This is a genomic window from Nocardia pseudovaccinii (assembly GCF_050942345.1).
GTDB lineage: Bacteria > Actinomycetota > Actinomycetes > Mycobacteriales > Mycobacteriaceae > Nocardia > Nocardia pseudovaccinii.
The window spans coordinates 7,306,323-7,324,841 of sequence record NZ_CP192074.1 but is presented as its reverse complement, the minus strand read 5'-3'; the positions used below and the strand labels follow the sequence as shown (position 1 = coordinate 7,324,841).

At 63.7% G+C, this 18,519-nt stretch carries 17 protein-coding genes; 10 read left to right on the top strand and 7 right to left on the bottom strand.

What is annotated here, in order from left to right; translation table 11 throughout:
* The first annotated feature begins 119 nt into the window (after positions 1-119).
* Positions 120-1,064, top strand: a complete 945-nt coding sequence (locus tag ACQPZ2_RS32965) for an endonuclease/exonuclease/phosphatase family protein (protein ID WP_433522000.1) — start codon at positions 120-122, stop codon at positions 1,062-1,064.
* A gap of 139 nt (positions 1,065-1,203) precedes the next feature.
* Positions 1,204-2,646: a metallopeptidase gene (locus ACQPZ2_RS32960; RefSeq protein WP_433521999.1), complete on the top strand. Its 1,443-nt coding sequence runs from the start codon at positions 1,204-1,206 to the stop codon at positions 2,644-2,646.
* 4 nt (positions 2,647-2,650) lie between these two features.
* On the opposite strand, the gene ACQPZ2_RS32955 is transcribed toward ACQPZ2_RS32960, so the two are convergent.
* The 5 genes from ACQPZ2_RS32955 to ACQPZ2_RS32935 are packed head-to-tail and all read right to left on the bottom strand — an operon-like array spanning position 2,651 to position 7,399.
* A complete protein-coding gene (locus ACQPZ2_RS32955) occupies positions 2,651-3,517 on the bottom strand; it encodes an alpha/beta hydrolase (RefSeq protein WP_433521998.1) in 867 nt (288 codons plus the stop codon).
* On the bottom strand, positions 3,514-4,923 hold the full coding sequence (locus tag ACQPZ2_RS32950) for a M20/M25/M40 family metallo-hydrolase (protein WP_433521997.1): 1,410 nt from the start codon (positions 4,921-4,923) through the stop codon (positions 3,514-3,516). Before ACQPZ2_RS32950 ends, ACQPZ2_RS32955 begins: the two co-directional genes overlap by 4 nt.
* Positions 4,920-6,569, bottom strand: a complete 1,650-nt coding sequence (locus tag ACQPZ2_RS32945) for a CocE/NonD family hydrolase (RefSeq protein ID WP_433521996.1) — start codon at positions 6,567-6,569, stop codon at positions 4,920-4,922. Before ACQPZ2_RS32945 ends, ACQPZ2_RS32950 begins: the two co-directional genes overlap by 4 nt.
* Before the next feature lie 57 nt (positions 6,570-6,626).
* Positions 6,627-7,043, bottom strand: a complete 417-nt coding sequence (gene tsaA / locus ACQPZ2_RS32940) for a tRNA (N6-threonylcarbamoyladenosine(37)-N6)-methyltransferase TrmO (RefSeq protein ID WP_433521995.1) — start codon at positions 7,041-7,043, stop codon at positions 6,627-6,629.
* 14 nt (positions 7,044-7,057) lie between these two features.
* Positions 7,058-7,399, bottom strand: a complete 342-nt coding sequence (locus ACQPZ2_RS32935) for a VOC family protein (RefSeq protein ID WP_433521994.1) — start codon at positions 7,397-7,399, stop codon at positions 7,058-7,060.
* Positions 7,400-7,471: 72 nt separating this feature from the next.
* Between ACQPZ2_RS32935 and ACQPZ2_RS32930 the strand changes: the two genes are divergently transcribed.
* The 4 genes from ACQPZ2_RS32930 to ACQPZ2_RS32915 all read left to right on the top strand — a co-directional run bounded on the left by ACQPZ2_RS32930 (position 7,472) and on the right by ACQPZ2_RS32915 (position 10,221).
* Positions 7,472-8,314, top strand: a complete 843-nt coding sequence (locus ACQPZ2_RS32930; protein WP_433521993.1) for a sigma-70 family RNA polymerase sigma factor — start codon at positions 7,472-7,474, stop codon at positions 8,312-8,314.
* A gap of 80 nt (positions 8,315-8,394) precedes the next feature.
* Positions 8,395-8,841 carry a DoxX family protein gene (locus tag ACQPZ2_RS32925; RefSeq protein ID WP_433521992.1) on the top strand — a complete coding sequence of 149 codons (447 nt, stop codon included), beginning with the start codon at positions 8,395-8,397 and terminating at the stop codon, positions 8,839-8,841.
* Between the two features lie 144 nt (positions 8,842-8,985).
* Positions 8,986-9,435 (top strand): TY-Chap domain-containing protein, encoded by a 450-nt coding sequence (locus ACQPZ2_RS32920; RefSeq protein WP_433521991.1) that lies wholly within the window; start codon positions 8,986-8,988, stop codon positions 9,433-9,435.
* 42 nt (positions 9,436-9,477) lie between these two features.
* Complete coding sequence (locus ACQPZ2_RS32915; protein WP_063047323.1) at positions 9,478-10,221, top strand: DUF4191 domain-containing protein; 744 nt, start codon at positions 9,478-9,480, stop codon at positions 10,219-10,221.
* A 45-nt stretch (positions 10,222-10,266) separates the two neighbouring features.
* On the opposite strand, the gene ACQPZ2_RS32910 is transcribed toward ACQPZ2_RS32915, so the two are convergent.
* Together ACQPZ2_RS32910 and ACQPZ2_RS32905 are read right to left on the bottom strand one after the other, a co-directional pair.
* On the bottom strand, positions 10,267-10,656 hold the full coding sequence (locus ACQPZ2_RS32910) for a YrdB family protein (protein WP_433521990.1): 390 nt from the start codon (positions 10,654-10,656) through the stop codon (positions 10,267-10,269).
* 38 nt (positions 10,657-10,694) lie between these two features.
* Positions 10,695-11,225 (bottom strand): RDD family protein, encoded by a 531-nt coding sequence (locus tag ACQPZ2_RS32905; RefSeq protein WP_063047321.1) that lies wholly within the window; start codon positions 11,223-11,225, stop codon positions 10,695-10,697.
* 252 nt (positions 11,226-11,477) lie between these two features.
* Between ACQPZ2_RS32905 and glnA the strand changes: the two genes are divergently transcribed.
* From glnA to ACQPZ2_RS32885, 4 genes are all read left to right on the top strand, one after another.
* On the top strand, positions 11,478-12,914 hold the full coding sequence (gene glnA, locus ACQPZ2_RS32900) for a type I glutamate--ammonia ligase (RefSeq protein ID WP_387294815.1): 1,437 nt from the start codon (positions 11,478-11,480) through the stop codon (positions 12,912-12,914).
* A gap of 146 nt (positions 12,915-13,060) precedes the next feature.
* Positions 13,061-13,384: a type VII secretion target gene (locus ACQPZ2_RS32895; RefSeq protein WP_433521989.1), complete on the top strand. Its 324-nt coding sequence runs from the start codon at positions 13,061-13,063 to the stop codon at positions 13,382-13,384.
* Entirely contained in the window at positions 13,381-17,988 is a 4,608-nt protein-coding gene (locus ACQPZ2_RS32890; protein ID WP_433521988.1) for an RHS repeat-associated core domain-containing protein, read from the top strand. Before ACQPZ2_RS32895 ends, ACQPZ2_RS32890 begins: the two co-directional genes overlap by 4 nt.
* The gene (locus ACQPZ2_RS32885; protein WP_433521987.1) at positions 17,985-18,455 is read left to right on the top strand and encodes a hypothetical protein; all 471 of its coding nucleotides are present in this window, start codon (positions 17,985-17,987) and stop codon (positions 18,453-18,455) included. The genes ACQPZ2_RS32890 and ACQPZ2_RS32885 overlap by 4 nt, the downstream gene beginning before the upstream one ends.
* Positions 18,456-18,519 lie beyond the last annotated feature (64 nt).

Here is an 18,519-nt window from a genome sequence, read left to right as displayed (position 1 = left end):
TCCTCGACATACATCGCGACCACCTCACCCTCTGCTGTCCAATGTAGGAGGAGCGCTTCCACACGGGATCTCCACAATCGCCGCACCTGGCCTCCATGGCCGCCGGTTAGGGTCGGGGCATGCGTAAATGGGTGGACCGGGTGGTGCTCGGGCTGGGGTGGTGCGCCTTGGCGGCGGGAGTTCTGGGGATCGTGCTGCATTTCGGGACGTGGCGGCGGCAGGCTTTGGTGCTGTTGGCCTCGGGTGCGTCGTATTTGATGCTCGGGGCGGTGTTGGGGTTGCTGTTGTTCCTGATCGCGCGGGGGTGGAAGAGTGCGGCGGCGGCCGGGGTGATCGTCGCGTCGGTGTTGTGGATGCAGGTGCCGATGTTCGTTCCTGAGGGCCGGGCGGCGAGCGGGCCGGAAGTTTCGGTCATGCAGTCGAATCTGTTGTTCGGGGAGGCGGATGCGGCGGCGGTGGTTCGGGCGGTGCGGGAGAACCGGGTCGAGGTGCTCACCGTCGACGAGCTGACACCGGAGGTCGCGCAGCGACTCGCGGCGGCCGGAATCGAAGAGTTGCTGCCACATCAGTTCCTACAGCCCCGTGGGGGCGGCAACGGCACCGGGATCTACAGCCGATATCCGTTGCGGGACACCAAGAAATACGACGGATTCTGGATGAACAATCTGTCCGCCACCATGGAGCATCCACAGCGCGGTCCGGTCGCGGTGTTCGCATTCCATCCGGTGCCGCCCTCGGTCGACTTCCCGGCATGGAGTTCGGAACTGGACAGGATTCGCGAAATACTCGACGCGCAACAGGGGCCCGCGATCGTCGGCGCGGATTTCAATGCCACCCGTGATCATTCGGCATTCCGTGATCTGCTGCGCGGCCGGTTCGTCGCGGCGGCGGATCAGGCGGGTGCCGGGCCGCTGCTCACCTATCCGGCGGATCGCCGGTGGGGTCCGGTGATCGGCATCGACCACATTCTGGTCGCCGATGGCACGGCGGCCGACGTCCGCTCGCTCACCATTCCCGGATCCGATCATCGCGCGATACTGGCACAGGTGCAGTTGAACGCCTGACGGAGCGAATGCGCTCAGACGTATACGCGCGCAGGGGTTTCTGCGATTACCATGTGATCGCTCGACGGGCAGGCGTATGACCCATCGGGTCGGGGTTCGCCGAGGACGGACCCCAGTGAGTTCGGGGAGGAAAGACCTGATGAGGACTAGACGGCTGCGGTTCGGGGTGGTCGCGGTATTGCTGTTGGTCGGTGCGGCGCTGGTCGGCTGCGACAGCAAGACGGGACAGCCGGGGGCGAGTGCGGTGACCGCGGACAATCCGTGGGAGCTGACCGGCGCGGTTTCCAATAGCGGTCCGAGTGGCCCGCGCAAGGGGGTCCCGGACGCACCGCTCACCGCGGAGAACGGCGACGGCGGCGCGGTCGACAAACTCGCCCTCAACACCATCGCCGACCTGGAAGATTTCTGGAAGACCGAGTACGGCAAGAACTTTCCCGGCACCTTCAAGACGGTGAGCCGCTACATCTCCTGGGATGCCAAGGCGCCCAAGGAGCAGGCGATCACCTTCTGCAAGTCCAGCACCTATCACCTGGTCAACGCCGCCTACTGCAGCGTGGACCACACCATCGGCTGGGATCGCGGTGTGCTGCTGCCGCTGTTGCAGGAGAAGTACAGCGATATGGCGATCGTGATGGTGCTCGCGCACGAATACGGTCACTCCATCCAGGGGCAGGCCAAGATCGCCGGATTCTTCACCGGGACGCTGGTGAAGGAGCAGCAGGCCGACTGTCTGGCCGGTGTGTTCCTGCGCCATGTGGCGGAAGGGAATTCGGCGCATTTCACGTTGAATATGACCGACGGGCTCAATGCGGTCCTCGGCGCCACCATCGCCGTGCGCGATACCGATCCGGATAACCCGAAGAATGTGCACGGCTCCGCCTTCGAGCGGGTGACCGCGGTGCAGATCGGCTACACCGACGGCGCCCAGGGCTGCAAGAAGATCAACAAGAAGGAGATCGAGCAGCGTCGGGGCACCCTGCCGACGACATATGAGGACGGCGAGCAGGACGCCCAGCTTCCGGTCGAGGTGGCATCGTTGACCAGCCTGAGCCAGGCGCTGGCGAAGATCTTCCCGCTGCAGCGGGCGCCGCAGTACGACTACAACGGGATCATCAAGAACTGCTCGAAAGTAACTGCTACCGAGCCGGTCTCGTACTGCCCGAGTTCGAACAAGATCGGCACCGATGTGCCCGAACTGGCCAAACGCGGTGGGGCGATGAAGGGCGACGACGAACCGCTCTCGGCGGTGGTGGACGGTGATTACAACGCCTTCGCCGTGTTCATCTCCCGCTATGTCCTTGCGGTGCAACAGGAACGCAAGCTCTCGGTCACCGGAGCCGGGACCGCCGGGTTGCGCACCGCATGCCTGACCGGAGTCGTGACGACCGAACTGAGCGAGCCGGGCAGCGATCCGCGGCTGTCGGCGAACGATCTCGACGAGGCGGTCTCCGGACTGCTCGCCGACGGTCTGGTCGCCAGCGATGTGGACGGCAAGGTGGTGGCGAGCGGCTTCCAGCGGTTGGAGGCGTTCCGCACGGGAGTCCTCGACGGCGAGCAGACCTGCCTGACGAACTACCGCTAGCGGCTCACTCGTCCGCTACGTGGGCCTGCAGCCACTCCAGGACATCGGCGAGCACCTTGTCCTGTTCGGGTTCATTGAAGACCTCGTGGTAGAGGCCCTCGTAGCGGATCACCGTCAGGTCCTTCGAACCCGCGCCCTGCTCGATCAGATCGGTGCTCGACGGTGCCGCGATGGCGTCGGCGGTGCCGTGCAACACCAGCAGCGGCACGGTGAGCTTGTCCAGACGGCTCTTGACGAACTCGGTGGCATTCAGCATCTCCATGCCGGTTCGGGCCGGGAGCTTGCCACGGAAGACCAGCGGATCGTTGTCGTAGGCGCGAACCACCTCGGGATCGCGGCTGATCATCGACGAATCCAGTTTCAGCACACCGAGATTCGGCGCGAACCGGGACAGCAGCGGACCGACCAGACGCTGCAGCGGATTGCCGACCGCGATATCCAGCGGCGGTGCCGACAATACGATGCCGTCGACGTCGATCGGCGCCCGGACCGCCAGATACAACGTGATCAGGCTGCCCATCGAATGCGCGAGCAGGAACCGCGGCACATCCGGATGTTCGCGGCTCGCGATCTTCAGCATCTCCGCGACATTGTCGGCCGAGCCCGCCATCGAACCGATATTCGCGTTGTTGCCCGCCGACTTGCCGTGGCCGAGATGGTCGAGCGCGTAGACCGCGAAACCGTTGTCCGCCAGTCGTTTTCCAACATGGGCGTAGCGGCCGGAGTGTTCGGCGACGCCGTGCACGAGCACGATCACCGCATCCGCAGTGGTATCGGGAAGCCATGCGCGCCAAGCGATTCGGCTGCCGATGCCGTCGAATTCGCCCTCGGTGACCGGTGTCGGCTTGTCGGCCTTTGGATCGGTTGTCATGCATCGGCTCCTTGGGTACGTGGTGGCGCCGCGAGCTGATCGATCAGCCGCCGGTTGAACTCGATGAGCCGAGCGTAGTTCACCAGGGAGATGCGCTCGTCGGTTCCATGGATCGTTTCCACATCCGCCTTGGTCAGCAGGATGGGGGCGAAGTTGCAGCGGGTCGCGGCGAGGTCGTCGTAGTGCCGGGAATCGGTCGCGCCGGGGACGATACCGGTGGTCACCGCGATGCCCGGGACGACGGACTCGGCCAGGCCCGCGATCATGTCGAATGCCGGGCCGGGCGGATTGCCGGGGGAGGGCTCCGAGGTCATGCCGACGAGTTCGATCCGCACGTCCGCGTCGCGCACCACCTTGCGGCAGTGTGCGAGCACCGATTCGACCGAATCGCCGGGCAGGATGCGGAAATTCACCAGGGCCTCGGCCTGCTGTGGCAGCACATTGGGTTTGACGCCGCCGCGGATGACCGTCGGCGCGGTCGTCGTGCGCACCATCGCCTCGGTCTGCGGACGGGCCGCGAGTATCCGGATGATCACCGGAGAGGCCAGTCTGGCGAAGCGGAGCAGGCGGCGGCGATATTCGGGCATGACGTGGCGCAGTCTGGTGACCATGTCGGACACCACCGGCGTCAATCGCAGCGGCATCGGATGGTCCTGGATTCGGCCGACCGCGCGGGCGATCCGTCCGACCGCGGTCTGTCTGCCGGGCATGGACGAATGTCCGCCCACCGCCGATACCGAAAGGCGAACGGTCGCATAGCCTTTCTCGCCCACCATGATCGAGGCCACCGGCCGGTCTATGCCGTCGGCGATATCGTCGAGAATGACGCCGCCCTCGTCGAGCAGCAGATCCGCGTGCACACCGGATTCGCGCAGCCGTTGCGCCATGCGCACCGCGCCGTCATCGCCGAACACCTCCTCGTCGTGCCCGAAGGCCAGATAGATGGTGTGCCGCGGGCGAACTCCCGCGGCGAGTGCGGATTCGACCGCCTCCAGAATCGCGATCAACCGGCTCTTGTCGTCGATTGCCCCACGGCCCCAGATGAATTCGTCATCCACCACACCCGCGAACGGCGGATGCGTCCACCGCCCCAGATCATCGATCGGCACCACATCCTGATGGGCGAGCAGAATCGCCGACACCCGGTCCGGTTCGACGCCCGGCCAGCGATACAGCCTGCTGTGCCCGAACCGCTCCAATTCCAGTTCGGCGTGGACCAGTGGGAACGACTGTTCCAGGTGCGCGCCCAGCCGGACGAATGCTGCGTCGCTGGGTTCTGTGGGCTCCGCGGTATCCGATGGCTCGTAGGAAACCGTCGCGCAGCGCAGGGCCTGCGCGAGGCGATCGGCGACGTGCGTATCGACGACAACCGGCGTGGTGTGGGTCTGCGCGGCGTTACCTGTCATCGAGGGCCGGTCTCATTCGGCAAGTTCATGGGCACCACTGCATTCAACACCTCGGGCCCGAGTGCGCGGACCTTCTGGTCGCGCCACTTCGCCCAGGCCTCACTGGTGCCGCCGGTGAGGTCGGGCGTACGCGGGGTGCTGAGCAGGGGCAGGTCCAGGCGCGCCGAGGCGACGGTGACCTGGGCATTGGCGGCGGTATGGGACCACACATCGTCGACGACATCGGTGATCCGCACGCCGAGGCGATGCCCGGCAATGATCGGCCAGTCCTGCGCCAGCAGTCTGATCTCGGCGGTTTCGGCGACCGGAGCGATGCCGCGGGTAATGATGGTGCCGCGGCCGTCGGGGGCGATATCGAATAGTTCGACCGCGACCGTCGCGGTCGGCGGACCGGACAGTCGCAGCGTTGCCGTCGGAATTCCGGAGATGTGCTGGGTCGTACTCAGCGGCTCGGAAATGGACCAGATCTCGCGATCGGGTCCGGGCAGCAGGCCGCGATCGGTATAGGTGCCGGTGCGCAAATCGATCGGAATGCGTCGCGAGTCGACGGGCGGCCATGCGGTTTCGGAGCGCCAACCGCCATCGAATTGGCCGACCGTCACGCGCGGGCCGGGCACCTCGATATCGCGGTCGGCGACATGCTTGTCGAAGAAGGCGAGTAGTTGGGTATCGAAATCCGGTGCACCGCATTTGCTGTCGCAATCGCTGTGGCCCCATTGGCCGAACCAAGCGCGATGATCGCCGGGACCCAGCGCATTCCAGACGTCGAAGATGCGATACGCCCGGGTGTTGTAATCGAGAAAGCCTTGGCCGACGAACAGCGGAATGGTATTGCCGCGCAACTCTTCCACGAGATCGCGTTCACGCCAGAAAGGCGTGGTGGCGTCATGGTCGGTGGTGTTCGCCGCGAATTGCTCATAGCAACCGGCCGATATGTTGACGGCATTGGACTGGTACTCGGGGGAGTCGTCGGTTCGGCCCGGTGTCGAGGCGATGAGCAGGTGTTCGAAGCCCGTCATTTCGGCCGGGCGAATGCCGCTCTCGGTGACCGGCTTACCGGAGAACTTCCACGCGACACCCTGCATGTACATGTACGCGTACGGGTCGACATCCGGTCCGAACGCCGCGACGGCGGCCAGACCGGCGGGTTTGGCGGCCAGCCCCATCATTCCGGTCCAGGCCTCGTAGGAGGTGCCGATCATGCCGACCCGACCGGTCGACCACGGCTGCCCCGCGGCCCACTCTACGGCGGTGGCCACATCCGAACGTTCACCCGGCCCACCGAAATCCGGACAACCGGATGAGCCGCCGTAGCCGCGCAGATCCACGATGACGTAGGTATAGCCCGCATTCAGGAACATCGCGACGTGCAGGTCGTCGGTGGACGGTCCATCTTCGAGCCGCGGCACGCTCAGATAAGCGGTATGTGAGCGATACGGGCTGACGGTCATCACCACCGGCGTGCGGATATCCGCGGAAATGCCCTGCGGGCGCAGGATGTCGGCGTGCAGCCGGGTGCCGTCCGGCGCGGTGATGAAGCTCTGCGACCACTGGAACGGCACATCGACCGGGTCCGCCGCCGATACCGGCGCCAGTAATCCGAGCATCAACAAAACCCCGGCCACACCACGCAACAGCACAGTCACTCGAGAACTATCGACCGCTACTGGTCGATAGTCCAGCCCCAGGAACGGGGGTGTCACTCAGCGCTCAGCGGTCGGACCGAGCACCGGCTTCAGATCCAGCACCGGTGTGCCGTCGATCGCTTCCAAACCGTGCACGGTGAGTACCGCCCCATCGATATCGGCGATCGTGACCCGATGCAGCCCGATCGGATTCGGCCGATGCGGGGCGCGAGTCGCGAACACCCCGGTGACCGGGCGGGTGCGGTCGCCGCGCGGATGCACCGCGAGCACCTCCCGATCCGCCCGGTGCAACCAGGTGAACACCAATACCTCATCGCCGGGCCGCAAGCCCGCCGCGCCCGCCGCGACCTCGGGATCGAGCACGATCTCGGCGGGCGGTGCGCCTTCGTCGCCTTGTTTCGGCGCATCCGCCGGATCGGTCAACGGCGAGCGCACCCGGCCGATCGGGCGCACGTCATAGGTCTCGGAGGGCATAGTTCGATCCTCGCCTACGGCTGCATGAGGCCGAAGACATTCCCGTCGGCGTCCTCGACGGTCGCGATCAGCTTTCCGCCGCCGACATTCGTCGGCTGCTGGGTCACCTCGGCACCGGCCTCGACCAGGGTGGCCAGCTGCTTCTCGATGTCATCGACGGTCCAGTAGCCGATCGGGCCGGTCATTCCCTTCTTGTGGCCGTTCGGGTCCAGGCCGATGTCTTGGCCCGCCACCCGGTAGCCGACGTAGTACGGGGTGTCGGCGGTGGGCTCCGAGCCGAACAGCGCGCCGTACACGCTCTTCGCCTTGACCAGGTCGGTGACGGGGTACACGATGGTCTGCAGTCCAGCGGTCATCATTCGCTCCTCGTTCGCGGTTGCGGTTTCGGGTTCACGTACATGACCAGCCCGAACGGGAGAATGTGACAAGTGGACGAGAAATTTCTTGCCGAGCGCTTCGAGGAGCACCGCACGCATCTGCTCGCGGTGGCGTATCGCATGCTCGGCTCCGGCAGCGAGGCCGATGACGCCGTCCAGGAGGCCTGGCTGCGACTCAGCCGTTCCGATAGCGACGAGATCGAGAATTTGGGTGGCTGGCTCACCACCGTGGTCGCCCGGGTCTGCCTGAATATGCTGCAGTTCCGCAAGACGCGGCGCGAGGAACCGCTCGACGGATTCGAACCGGTGCCGGATGTCGACGGTCCGGAACAGGAAGCGGTGCTCGGCGATTCGATCGGCTTGGCCCTACTCGTCGTGCTCGACACCCTCGCCCCGCCGGAGCGGCTGTCGTTCGTACTGCACGACATGTTCGCCGTACCCTTCGACGAGATCGCGCCGATCGTCGGCAAAACTCCCACGGCCGCGCGGCAATTGGCCAGTCGGGCGCGGCGGCGGGTGCAGGGTGTCAGAGCCGCTGCCGACCGAGATCGCCAGCGTGAGGTCGTCGACGCATTCCTCGCCGCCTCGCGCAGCGGTGAATTCGAGGCGCTGCTGACCCTGCTCGATCCGGATGTGGTGCTGCGCGTCGATGCCGCGGCCATCGCCACCGGTGCCGCGGGCGCGTCCGGTGCGAATGCCGTCGCGCAGACCTTCTCCGGCCGGGCCAAGGCGGCGCAGCTCGCGCTCATCGACGGAAGGGCGGGCCTCGTGTGGTCCGTCGGCGGCCAACCGCGCGTGGTCTTCGATTTCACCGTGTCCGAAGGCCGGATCGTGGCGATCGATCTGCTGGCAGACCCGGAGACCGTGGCACTCATGGAACTGCAGGCGGGGTGACCCTGCCTGTCACATCTCGGCGGCCGCGCTGGTCAGGGGTGTGACAGCGGGAAACGCCCGCGCACGAGGCAGGAGAAACCATGAGCAACGCACGATCGATCGGCTACTGGACCACTACCGGGTTGACGGTGTTCGTCTTGGCATCGGGCGGTATCGCCGATCTGCTGCATCGCGGCGGGACCGCGGCGGGCATGACGGAATTGGGTTATCCGACCTATGTCATGACCATCCTCGGATTCTGGAAAGTGCTCGGCGCCATAGCACTTGCTGTCCCGCGCTATCCGTTGGTGAAGGAATGGGCCTATGCCGGTGCGTTTTTCGATCTGACCGGCGGATTCGCCTCGCATATCGCGCATCATTCCGCCGCGAATCATCTGATCTATACCGGCTTTTTCGCGCTGTGCGTGGTGGCGTCGTGGGCCTTGCGGCCCGCGAGCCGCATGCTGGACGTGCCCGTTTTCCGCGGGCTCGGCCGGGTTCCGGAATCGGAAGATGTGACGTCCCGGCGGATTGCCGGAACCGTGTGACGAAGGAGCCTGTCGTTCGTGAGAACGGCAGGCTATCCGCTCTCGCTATCGACACGGCGAAGGTCCTGCTCGGTCAATAAGTTTCGGCTGGTGTCTCAGGTAGCTCGGCGTATGATCGGCCCAGTGCGAGTCCCCGGGGGGAGTATGAGTGAGCCGGTGACCACGGATTGGGATCTATTCGTGCGGTCGCTGGCACAGTGCCTATCGGAACTACCTTCGCGGGCAACGCTGGTCATCGCCGCGTCCGGGAATCGATACGTCCAATTCGTGCAATACGACATAAAACTGTCCGTCGAACTGGCGGGCAATTCCTATCTCGCGCAGCCTATCTCACCGACCGCTGAACGCATGCTGCGTGAGCTCGGCTGGCGCGAACCCGTCGCACGGCGCGAGATCGACAATTGGACTCGCACCCTGCTCTGGCCACTGTCTTTGGATACCTTGCGCGGACTCGCCCGCTCGGTCGCAGTCGGCCTACGCGATGCGCTCGGTGTCGGCACGCCCGCTGAGTTGCGCGCCATGGGGTGGACCGAGACCTCGGGTGATCTGGATCTCACCGCATTGGGCGAGATCGCGCGTCGCGGCGTGAACTGACGCGGTGGGGGCACCCACCCGACGTGCCACTATTCTGTGAATATGGCAGTAGGCAAGGGCGGCACGCCGTCGAAGGAAGCGAAGGCCGCGGCTAAGGCGGCCCGCAAGCAGCAGTCGAAAGAACGCCGCCAGCAGCTCTGGCAGGCGTTCCAGATGCAGCGCAAGGAAGACAAGCTGCTGCTGCCTTTGATGATCGGCGCCGTCGTCGGCATCACGGTCGTTTTCCTGGTGGTCGGCCTGATCTTCGGACTGCAGTGGTTCCTGCTGCCGCTCGGTCTGCTGCTCGGTGTGCTCGTCGCGTTCATCATCTTCGGTCGCCGGGTGCAGCGGAATGTCTACGCCAAGGCCGAGGGCCAGGCGGGCGCGGCGGCCTGGGTGCTGGAAAACCTGCAGGGCAAATGGCGGGTCAGCAATGGCATCGCCGCCACCACGCAGCTGGATGCGGTGCACCGGGTGATCGGTCTGCCGGGCGTCATTCTGATCGGCGAGGGTTCCCCGCAGCGGCTGAAGTCGCTACTGGCGCAGGAGAAGAAGCGCACCGCGCGACTCATCGGCGACACCCCGATCTACGACATCATCATCGGCAACGACGAGGGCCAGATCCCGCTGAAGGAACTGCAGAAGCACCTCACCAAGCTGCCCCGCAATATCGATGCCAAGCGCATGGACCTCATCGAGGGTCGGTTGGCCGCGCTGAGTTCGCGCAGCGGTCCGGCACTGCCCAAAGGCCCGATGCCCGCGGGCGCCAAGATGCGCGGGGTGCAGCGCACCATCCGCCGACGCTGATCCGGTTACGAGGCCCGCATCCCATGGATGCGGGCCTTCGCGTTTCTAAGAAGTCGTTCCGCTTCGCCCGATGCCGAGCAACCAGATGATCCGGTCGTAGCCGACGGCGTGGTAGACGACGAGCACCGCGGTGAAGACCAGGGCCCAGCGCGGCAACTCCGCGAGCCAGAATGCCGCCGCGCCACCGAACAGCACCACGATCTCGACCAGCAGCCGCACCCGGCCGTGCACCGCGACCGGAGCGTTTCCGCTGCGGCTCGGATCGCCGGGCACCGCGAACGTCCCCCAAGCCGCGGCGGCGGCAAGCGGCAGCAGTACAACCAGCACATAGCGCCAGGGCGAATCGAACGCGCGCCAACCGCAGACCGCGAACGAGGAAATGGCGGCGAGTTCGAGGAACAGGCGGACCGCCAGCATGACCGGATTCAGAGACACCGCCGGAGCGTACTGTTCCGGCGGCCGCCCGGCGGGCGCTAGCGCGAGCGTACGACCGCGGTGCCGGTGGCTCGGTCGTGCATGCCACGACCGTCGGCGTCGGTGAACAGCGCCGGAACCACGAAGACCAGCAGCACCTGGCGGGCCAACGCGCGCACGAAGCCGACGGCCACCGGCGCATCGATGCGGATGACGCGCAGGCGCAGGAAGTACTGCCCCGGCGTGTACCCGAACAACGACACCGCGACGACGCCGATCACGAACCAGACGAGCAGGTTGGGTGTAGTGAGCGCACTCACAATCGCCTCGAAGTTCGACGGGCGCGGCTTCCCGGCCGGAATATCCATGCCAGCGATGATCTTGTCCGGGTTCGGCCGAACGATGATTGCGGTCACACCGAGCGAGATGAACCAGTCCACCACGAGCGCGACGATGCGCCGCATCATGCCGACCAGTGACCCGGCGCCCGAGCGCGGCAGACCCAGGTGCTGACCGGGGAACTCGGGGGTTGCCGGATCGCCCGGGTCGGCCGAAGGTCCGGAGAGCCAGGATCCGCTGATGCGTGCCATGGTCCCCAGAATAGGCCTCTACGACCGGTCGTAGGACACCGCATTAACCCAAGTGACCTCGGCGGGCGCTGGTAGAAATGACAGGATTACGATGCTGTTCGAGCCCGGGTGGCCATCAACACCCGGCCAGCCGCACGTGTAACACTGGCGAAACACAGCCTTGATTGCTGGGAAACATCGCGTCCATAGCGTCTGGACGCGACGAACCCATGCAATCGACACTGGCTGGGAACCGATCCGTAAGGAGAACAAGTGACGTTCAGCACGGCCGACGAGGTCATCAAGCACATCAAGGAAGAGGAAGTCGAATACGTCGACATCCGCTTCAGTGATCTTCCGGGTGTGCAGCAGCACTTCTCGATCCCCGCGAAGGCTTTCACCGCTGACCTCGCTGAGGAAGGGCTAGCGTTCGACGGCTCCTCCGTCCGTGGCTTCCAGTCCATCGACGAGTCGGACATGCTGTTGCTCCCCGACTTCAGCACCGCGCGGCTGGACCCGTTCCGCCAGGCCAAGACGCTGAACCTCAACTTCTTCGTGCACGACCCGTTCACCCGGGAGGCCTACAGCCGCGACCCGCGTAACGTCGCGCGCAAGGCGGAGGAGTACCTGAAGAGCACCGGCATCGCCGACACCGCCTACTTCGGTGCCGAGGCCGAGTTCTACATCTTCGACTCCATCCGTTACGACTCGGGCATGAACGGCGCCTTCTACGAGATCGAGTCGATCTCGGGCTCCTGGAACACCGGCGCGGAGTTCAACCCGGACGGGACCCTGAACCGCGGCTACAAGGTCCGTAACAAGGGCGGCTACTTCCCGGTTGCCCCGTACGACCACTACGTCGACCTGCGCGACAAGATCTCGACCAACCTGCAGAACGCGGGCTTCGAACTCGAGCGTGGCCACCACGAGGTCGGCACCGCCGGTCAGGCCGAGATCAACTACAAGTTCGGCACCCTGCTCGGCGCGGCCGACGACCTGCAGCTGTTCAAGTACATCGTGAAGAACACCGCGTGGGCCGAGGGCAAGACCGTCACCTTCATGCCGAAGCCGCTCTTCGGTGACAACGGCTCGGGTATGCACGTGCACCAGTCGCTGTGGAAGGACGGCAAGCCGCTGTTCCACGACGAGGCCGGCTACGCGGGCCTGTCGGATCTGGCGCGCCACTACATCGGCGGCATCCTGCATCACGCCCCCTCGCTGCTGGCGTTCACCAACCCGACCGTGAACTCCTACCACCGCCTGGTCCCGGGCTACGAGGCCCCGATCAACCTGGTGTACTCGCAGCGCAACCGTTCCGCCGCGGTCCGCATCCCGGTCACCGGCAACAACCCGAAGGCCAAGCGCATCGAGTTCCGTGCGCCCGACTCCTCGGGTAACCCGTACCTGGCCTTCGCCGCCATGATGATGGCCGGCCTGGACGGCATCAAGAAGAAGATCGAGCCGAAGGCCCCGGTCGACAAGGACCTCTACGAGCTCCCGCCGGAGGAGGCCAAGGGCATCCCGCAGGCCCCCACCAGCCTGGCTTCGGTCATCGACCGCCTCGAGGCCGACCACGACTACCTCACCGAAGGTAACGTGTTCACCCCGGACCTGATCGAGACCTGGATCAACCTCAAGCGCGAAAACGAAATCGCGCCGGTGAACCTGCGTCCGCACCCGTACGAATTCGAGCTCTACTTCGACGTGTAAGTCGTTGTAAGGCAAGGAGCCCCATCCGTTTCGGCGGATGGGGCTCCGTCGTTTCTCGGGGGCTCTTGGCTCGCGGCCCTGGCTATAGTGGGCACACCGGTTCAGTCACAGGGAAATTCGGAACCGGGAGTGTTGAGGGGGGGTAGATGAGCGAAGTATCGGTAGAGCCGGAGAAGTTGCGGACGCACGCCGCGAATGTGGAGAAGGTCGGCCAATCCCTGTCGCAGGCACTGGAGGCGGCACAGGCGGTATCACTTCCCACGGACGCGTTCGGAAAGCTGTGTGCCTTCCTCCCACCACTATTCGTCGATTCGGTGGAGACCGACGGCGTCGACGCGATCGAATCGGCGCAAACGGCGTTGGGGGAGGACGCGGGAAAGCTCCGCAGCGTCGCCGACAGCTTCGAAACCGTCGACGCCTCGCGGGCCGCACAGTTGAAGGCGGTCACCCCTGACGGGGCGTCGAATTGACCGAGACCTCATCGAACCCGCTGATCGCGCAGCGGGAGGATTCGACGCAATGGTATTCGGGTGTCTCGGTTTTCGAGACGGTCTCGGACCTGCACTCGGCGATTTCGTCGGGATCGTGGATCGATGGGGGCCTCGGGGTCCTCGGCGTGGGGATGGAAGCGGTATCCCTGGTAATCGACCCGATCGGCACGATCGCCTCCTACGGTGTGGGCTTCCTGATCGAGCACGTCAAACCGCTGTCGGACGCCCTGGATTGGGTGGCGGGGGACCCGGACCAGATCGAGGCGTACGCGAAGACGTGGGAGAACGTCGCCACCTCGATCGCTGAGACGAGCGCGACCCACAAGCAGGCCGTTGAGCAGGATGTGGCCGGGTGGACCGGGGCGACCGCGGATGCGTACAAGAAGTCCGCAGCAGACACGTCGTCGTTATTGTCGGCGGCGTCAACCGCGGCGAAGGCGGCTTCCGATGCGGTGCGCATGGCCGGTGGAATCGTCGCAGCGGTCCGGATGGTGGTCCGCGATCTCGTCGCCCAAGCGGTGGGCCGTTTGGCGGCGTGGGCGGCCGAGGAAGTCTTCTCCTTCGGTGTCGCAACACCTTTGGTAGCGGCACAAGCGGCAACTTTCGTCGCGAAGACGATGACCACGATCGCAAATCTGTTCCGCAAACTGGCGCGCACCTTCGCGAAGCTGATGCCGTTGTTGAAACGGCTCAAATCGGTGTTCGCGGATATCGCGAAGGGGTTCAAACGGACGAAGTCGGGTCGTTCTGCCGAGACGCCGCACGGTTCGCGAGCGAAGTCGACCGAGGACACCTCGACCAAGCCGTCGAGTACGGATACCTCGACGAAGCCGTCGAGTACATCGCCGGAGTCGCCGAAGTCGACGGATACGCCGAAGCACGCCGATTCGCCGGATGGATCGACGAATACGAGTCCGTCACAGCACAATTCGCCCGATGGTGAGAAGCCGAACGGTCCGACCAAGAACGCGGACAACGACAAGGACGCCCCGGATAAGGCACGGGGGAACAATCCGGAGCAGACGAAGACGCCGAAGGACACCACGACGTGCGGTGACCCGGTCGACGCCGCTACCGGCGAATTCCTACTCCCCGCTACAGATGTGGACCTACCCGGTGTATTGGGTTTGGTGTTGGGGCGGCGCCATCGGTCGAACTATCGCTTCGGACGTTGGTTTGGTCCATCGTGGTCGGCAACCTTGGACATGCGGATCATCGTCGACCAAACAGGCGTGACGTTTCTCGCTGAGGACGGCATGCTGCTGGCCTACCCGCACACCGGCCCCGAAGTGTCGGTATCCCCGTCGGGGGGCGGTCCACATTGGGCGATGACGCGTTCGCAGTCGGGTGGGTATCGGGTGTTCGACCCGGACCGTGAAATCACATGGCATTTCGCGCCGGATCCAGTGCTGAACGGTCTGGATGTCCGTTTGGGCAACTACGCGATTTCGGCGATCACCGATCGGCATCACAATCGGATCCGCTTCTCCTACAACGCCGACGGTGCCCCGGTCGAGGTGGTCCATTCCGGTGGCTATCGGGTGCGGGTCGACACCGCCAACGGACGAGTCACCGGGATCTCGGTGCTCGGTGAAGCCTCTGATGGCGGTGAGATCGCTACTAGGGTGCGTGAGTTCGATTATGCCGCAGGGGAGTTGGTGGCGGTCACCAACGGCGTCGGCGCCACCACGACATACACATATGACGACGCGCATCGATTGCTGTCCTGGACCGACTCCAATGGCAATCAGATGATCAACACCTACGACTCGACTGGACGGGTCGTATCCCAGCGTGGCACCAACGGCATCCTGGCCGCCGAATTCGACTACAGCCCACGAGCCGACAGTTCCGGGACCCGAACGACATTCACCAATTCCCTTGGAGCGAGAACGGTATACGAGTTCGACGCAGGTCTATTGTTGCGAGATGTGATCGACCCGACCGGTGCCCGAACCCACACCGACTACACCCGAGACCGCAAGCCCGTCCGGGTCGTCGCCGCAGACGGTGGCATAACCTTCTACCACCACACCGACCAGGGCGATCTCACAAAAATCACTCGGCCCGACCAGATGGTGATCACCGTCGATTACCAGGCTGCAAACCGTCCGAGTGCGATTACTGATGCAGACGGTAGCGTCAGTCGTCGGGAATACGGCAGCGACGGTAACCTCCGCGCCGTAATCAACGAGGCGAATGTGCGAACCGCGTACACTCATCACGCCACTGGTGCGGTGGCATCCATTACCGAATCCACTGGTGCTCGAACCACATTGCAGGCCGATGCTGCTGGGCTCCTCGTTAGTGTCGCAAATCCACACGGCGAAGTGACCCATGTCGATCGCGACCATTTCGGTCGTTTGCTCGCGATCACCGACCCGCTTGGATCGGTTACTCGCTACGAATGGTCAGCTGAGGGCTATCCGCTGCGCCGAGTCGATCCCGATGGTCATTCGGAAACCTGGAGATGGGACGGGGAGGGGAACCTTCTCACTCATACCGACCGCGCAGGCAACCAGATCCAATTCTCCTATGGCCCGTTCGATCTGCTGTCCACACGGATCGATGCGGACGGTTCCGCCACATACTATGAGTGGGATACCGAGCGGCGCCTGGTTTCAGTGGTCAATCCGCTCGGCCAGACTTGGTCCTACACCCACGATAGTGTCGGTAGGGTCGTTTCCGAAACCGATTACAGCGGTATCGCTACCCGATACGAGCACGACCTTATGGGGCGGGTGGCTGTTGTCACCAGTGCCGCCGGGGTAAGTCGTTTTCATTCCCACGACCAGCTTGGGCGACTCGTTGGTATTCGTGCGACCACCGGTGAATGGGTCCGCTACACTTATGATCCGGTCGGCCAGTTATTGTCCGCAATCAGCGGGGCCGGTGAAGATCGAACGCATACTGGAGAATTCACGTACACACTCGGCGGGCGTATACTGACCGAGCGCATCGATGGCCGCCCCGCGATGCGTTATGAGTACGATTTGCACGGTCGCCGTACAGGGCGTACCAGTTCCACTGGAGCGGCCACCGCCTGGCATCACGATGCGTCAAGTCGTGTTATCGGAATGGCTACAGAAGGCAAGGTAATCGACTTCACCTACGACCAACTCGGTCGGTCCACCGGCTGGCGTCTCGGAGCTCTCGAGGTCAATCAGACCTTCTCCGCAGGGGGCCACATCCTCAGTCGGCAGGTCACAGGGGATCTGATGCCGAATGACGTCCTTACCGCAGATGCGCCGAGTCATCCCGCTGCGCGCTTGCTGCGCCGGGATGACTACAGATGGCGGCCCGATGGTTACATCGCGAGCCACACTGTTACTCGTGCCGATGCTCGGGTAAATCGCCGCGACTACACCCTCGACGCCATAGGTCGGGTTTCCGGCATCGCCGACGCCGAGACCTTGACAGAAAGGTATACCTACGACCGGCTCAACAATGTCATAACCGCAGGAGACAGAGCTCCGACTAACCCGACCTCTGCCCTGACCACGATGCGTGCCCCGGCGTCGGATCCAGGAAGTCTCGATAATTCTATCGAGGGAAACCATCGCCGCGAATACCGAAACAACCTACTTATCCGTGATGGCCGCATCCGATACCAGTACGATGCCGCTGGGCGTGTTATCCGTAAGACGCGGATACGGTTGTCGCGCAAGGCGGATGTTTGGCACTACCGATACAACGCGTTCGACCAACTCGTCGATGTCTACACCCCTGATGGCCAATGGTGGCACTACACCTACGACGCCCTTGGGAGACGGGCATCGAAACAACTCCTTGGCCGTGATCGCCAGATCCTCGAGCGTATCGACTATGTATGGGAAGCCGATCGTCTCATCGAGCAAACGACGAGCCGGAAAACGATGCGTTGGACATATCAGCCCGACACCCACACACCGATCACGCAAAGTGCGGACGGCGTAGCTGCGGATCGCCAATTCCATGCGATCATCAGTGATCTTGTCGGCACTCCTATTGAACTCCTCGAGCCGGGGACCGGTCATACCGCTGCTACCGCATCAGGCGATCTGTGGGGGCGGATCGCGTGGCACGGCGGCACCAGCACTCCATTGCGTTTCCCTGGACAGATACACGATGACGAGACGGGTCTGCACTACAATTACCATCGCTACTACGACCCCTCGACCGGGCGGTTCATAGTATCGGACCCACTGGGCTTGGCCGCAGGTCCGAACCCATACGGTTATCCCCACAATCCATTGACATGGACCGACCCTCTGGGTCTGAGGGCAGCCCGGGGCGGACTTCAGGATGACATCACTCTCGGCAAAGGCTATACGGCGCGGAAAGACGTGTTTCCCATAGAAGGTACGGTCGACTTCGAAGTTCATGTCTACCACAATGGTCGGGAGGTCGGGATATTCGGAAGTAACGGCTGGTTTGCAAAACACGGCCATTCGGCGGACGTGACAGTTCCTGATACCGTGGCGAATCGGCTGAAGAGCGTTGCAGTCGAAGAAATGAGAAGGCAAGGCCGGTTGGGTCCTAAGGGTACCGAAGATATCTGCGGTGATAAATGGAAGCGGCCGAGGGTTGGGTGTAAAGAATGAAATTCATTGAGATTCGTCGTAACTCAGACGGGCTATTCCTGAATCCGGAGAAGTATTTGGAACAGCTTTCCAGTCTCGGCGCGGCCCTGCCGTCTGGTGCCTGGGATTTCGCGTCCGATCCTGGTCACTATGATTTTCGGGGTGCGAGATGCGTAAAAGATCTGAATCTGAAGGATGTATCTCACACGGGCGAGAACGAAGTTACCATCTCGTTCGGTCCAAATCAATTCAAACACGATGAAGGCCTGTTCATTGTGTATGTCGATGTTTCTCGAATTGATTTTCGCATCGATGGTCAAGGGTATTTCTACGATGGTTTCTCGCCAGTAGTTCTGGACGAGGTTCTGCCGACCGAATCGGGATGTTCGCATGAGATCGCTCTTATCAACGGATCTATGTTGATAGAGTGTGCAGATCTGAGGGCCCGATGGTTAGCGCTATCCGATCACAACGCATCCGATACCTAGCTATCCGCGAGCGGTCCATAGACTTCCATCCTTGACGAACGAATCGTGGATCGAATATTCTCTG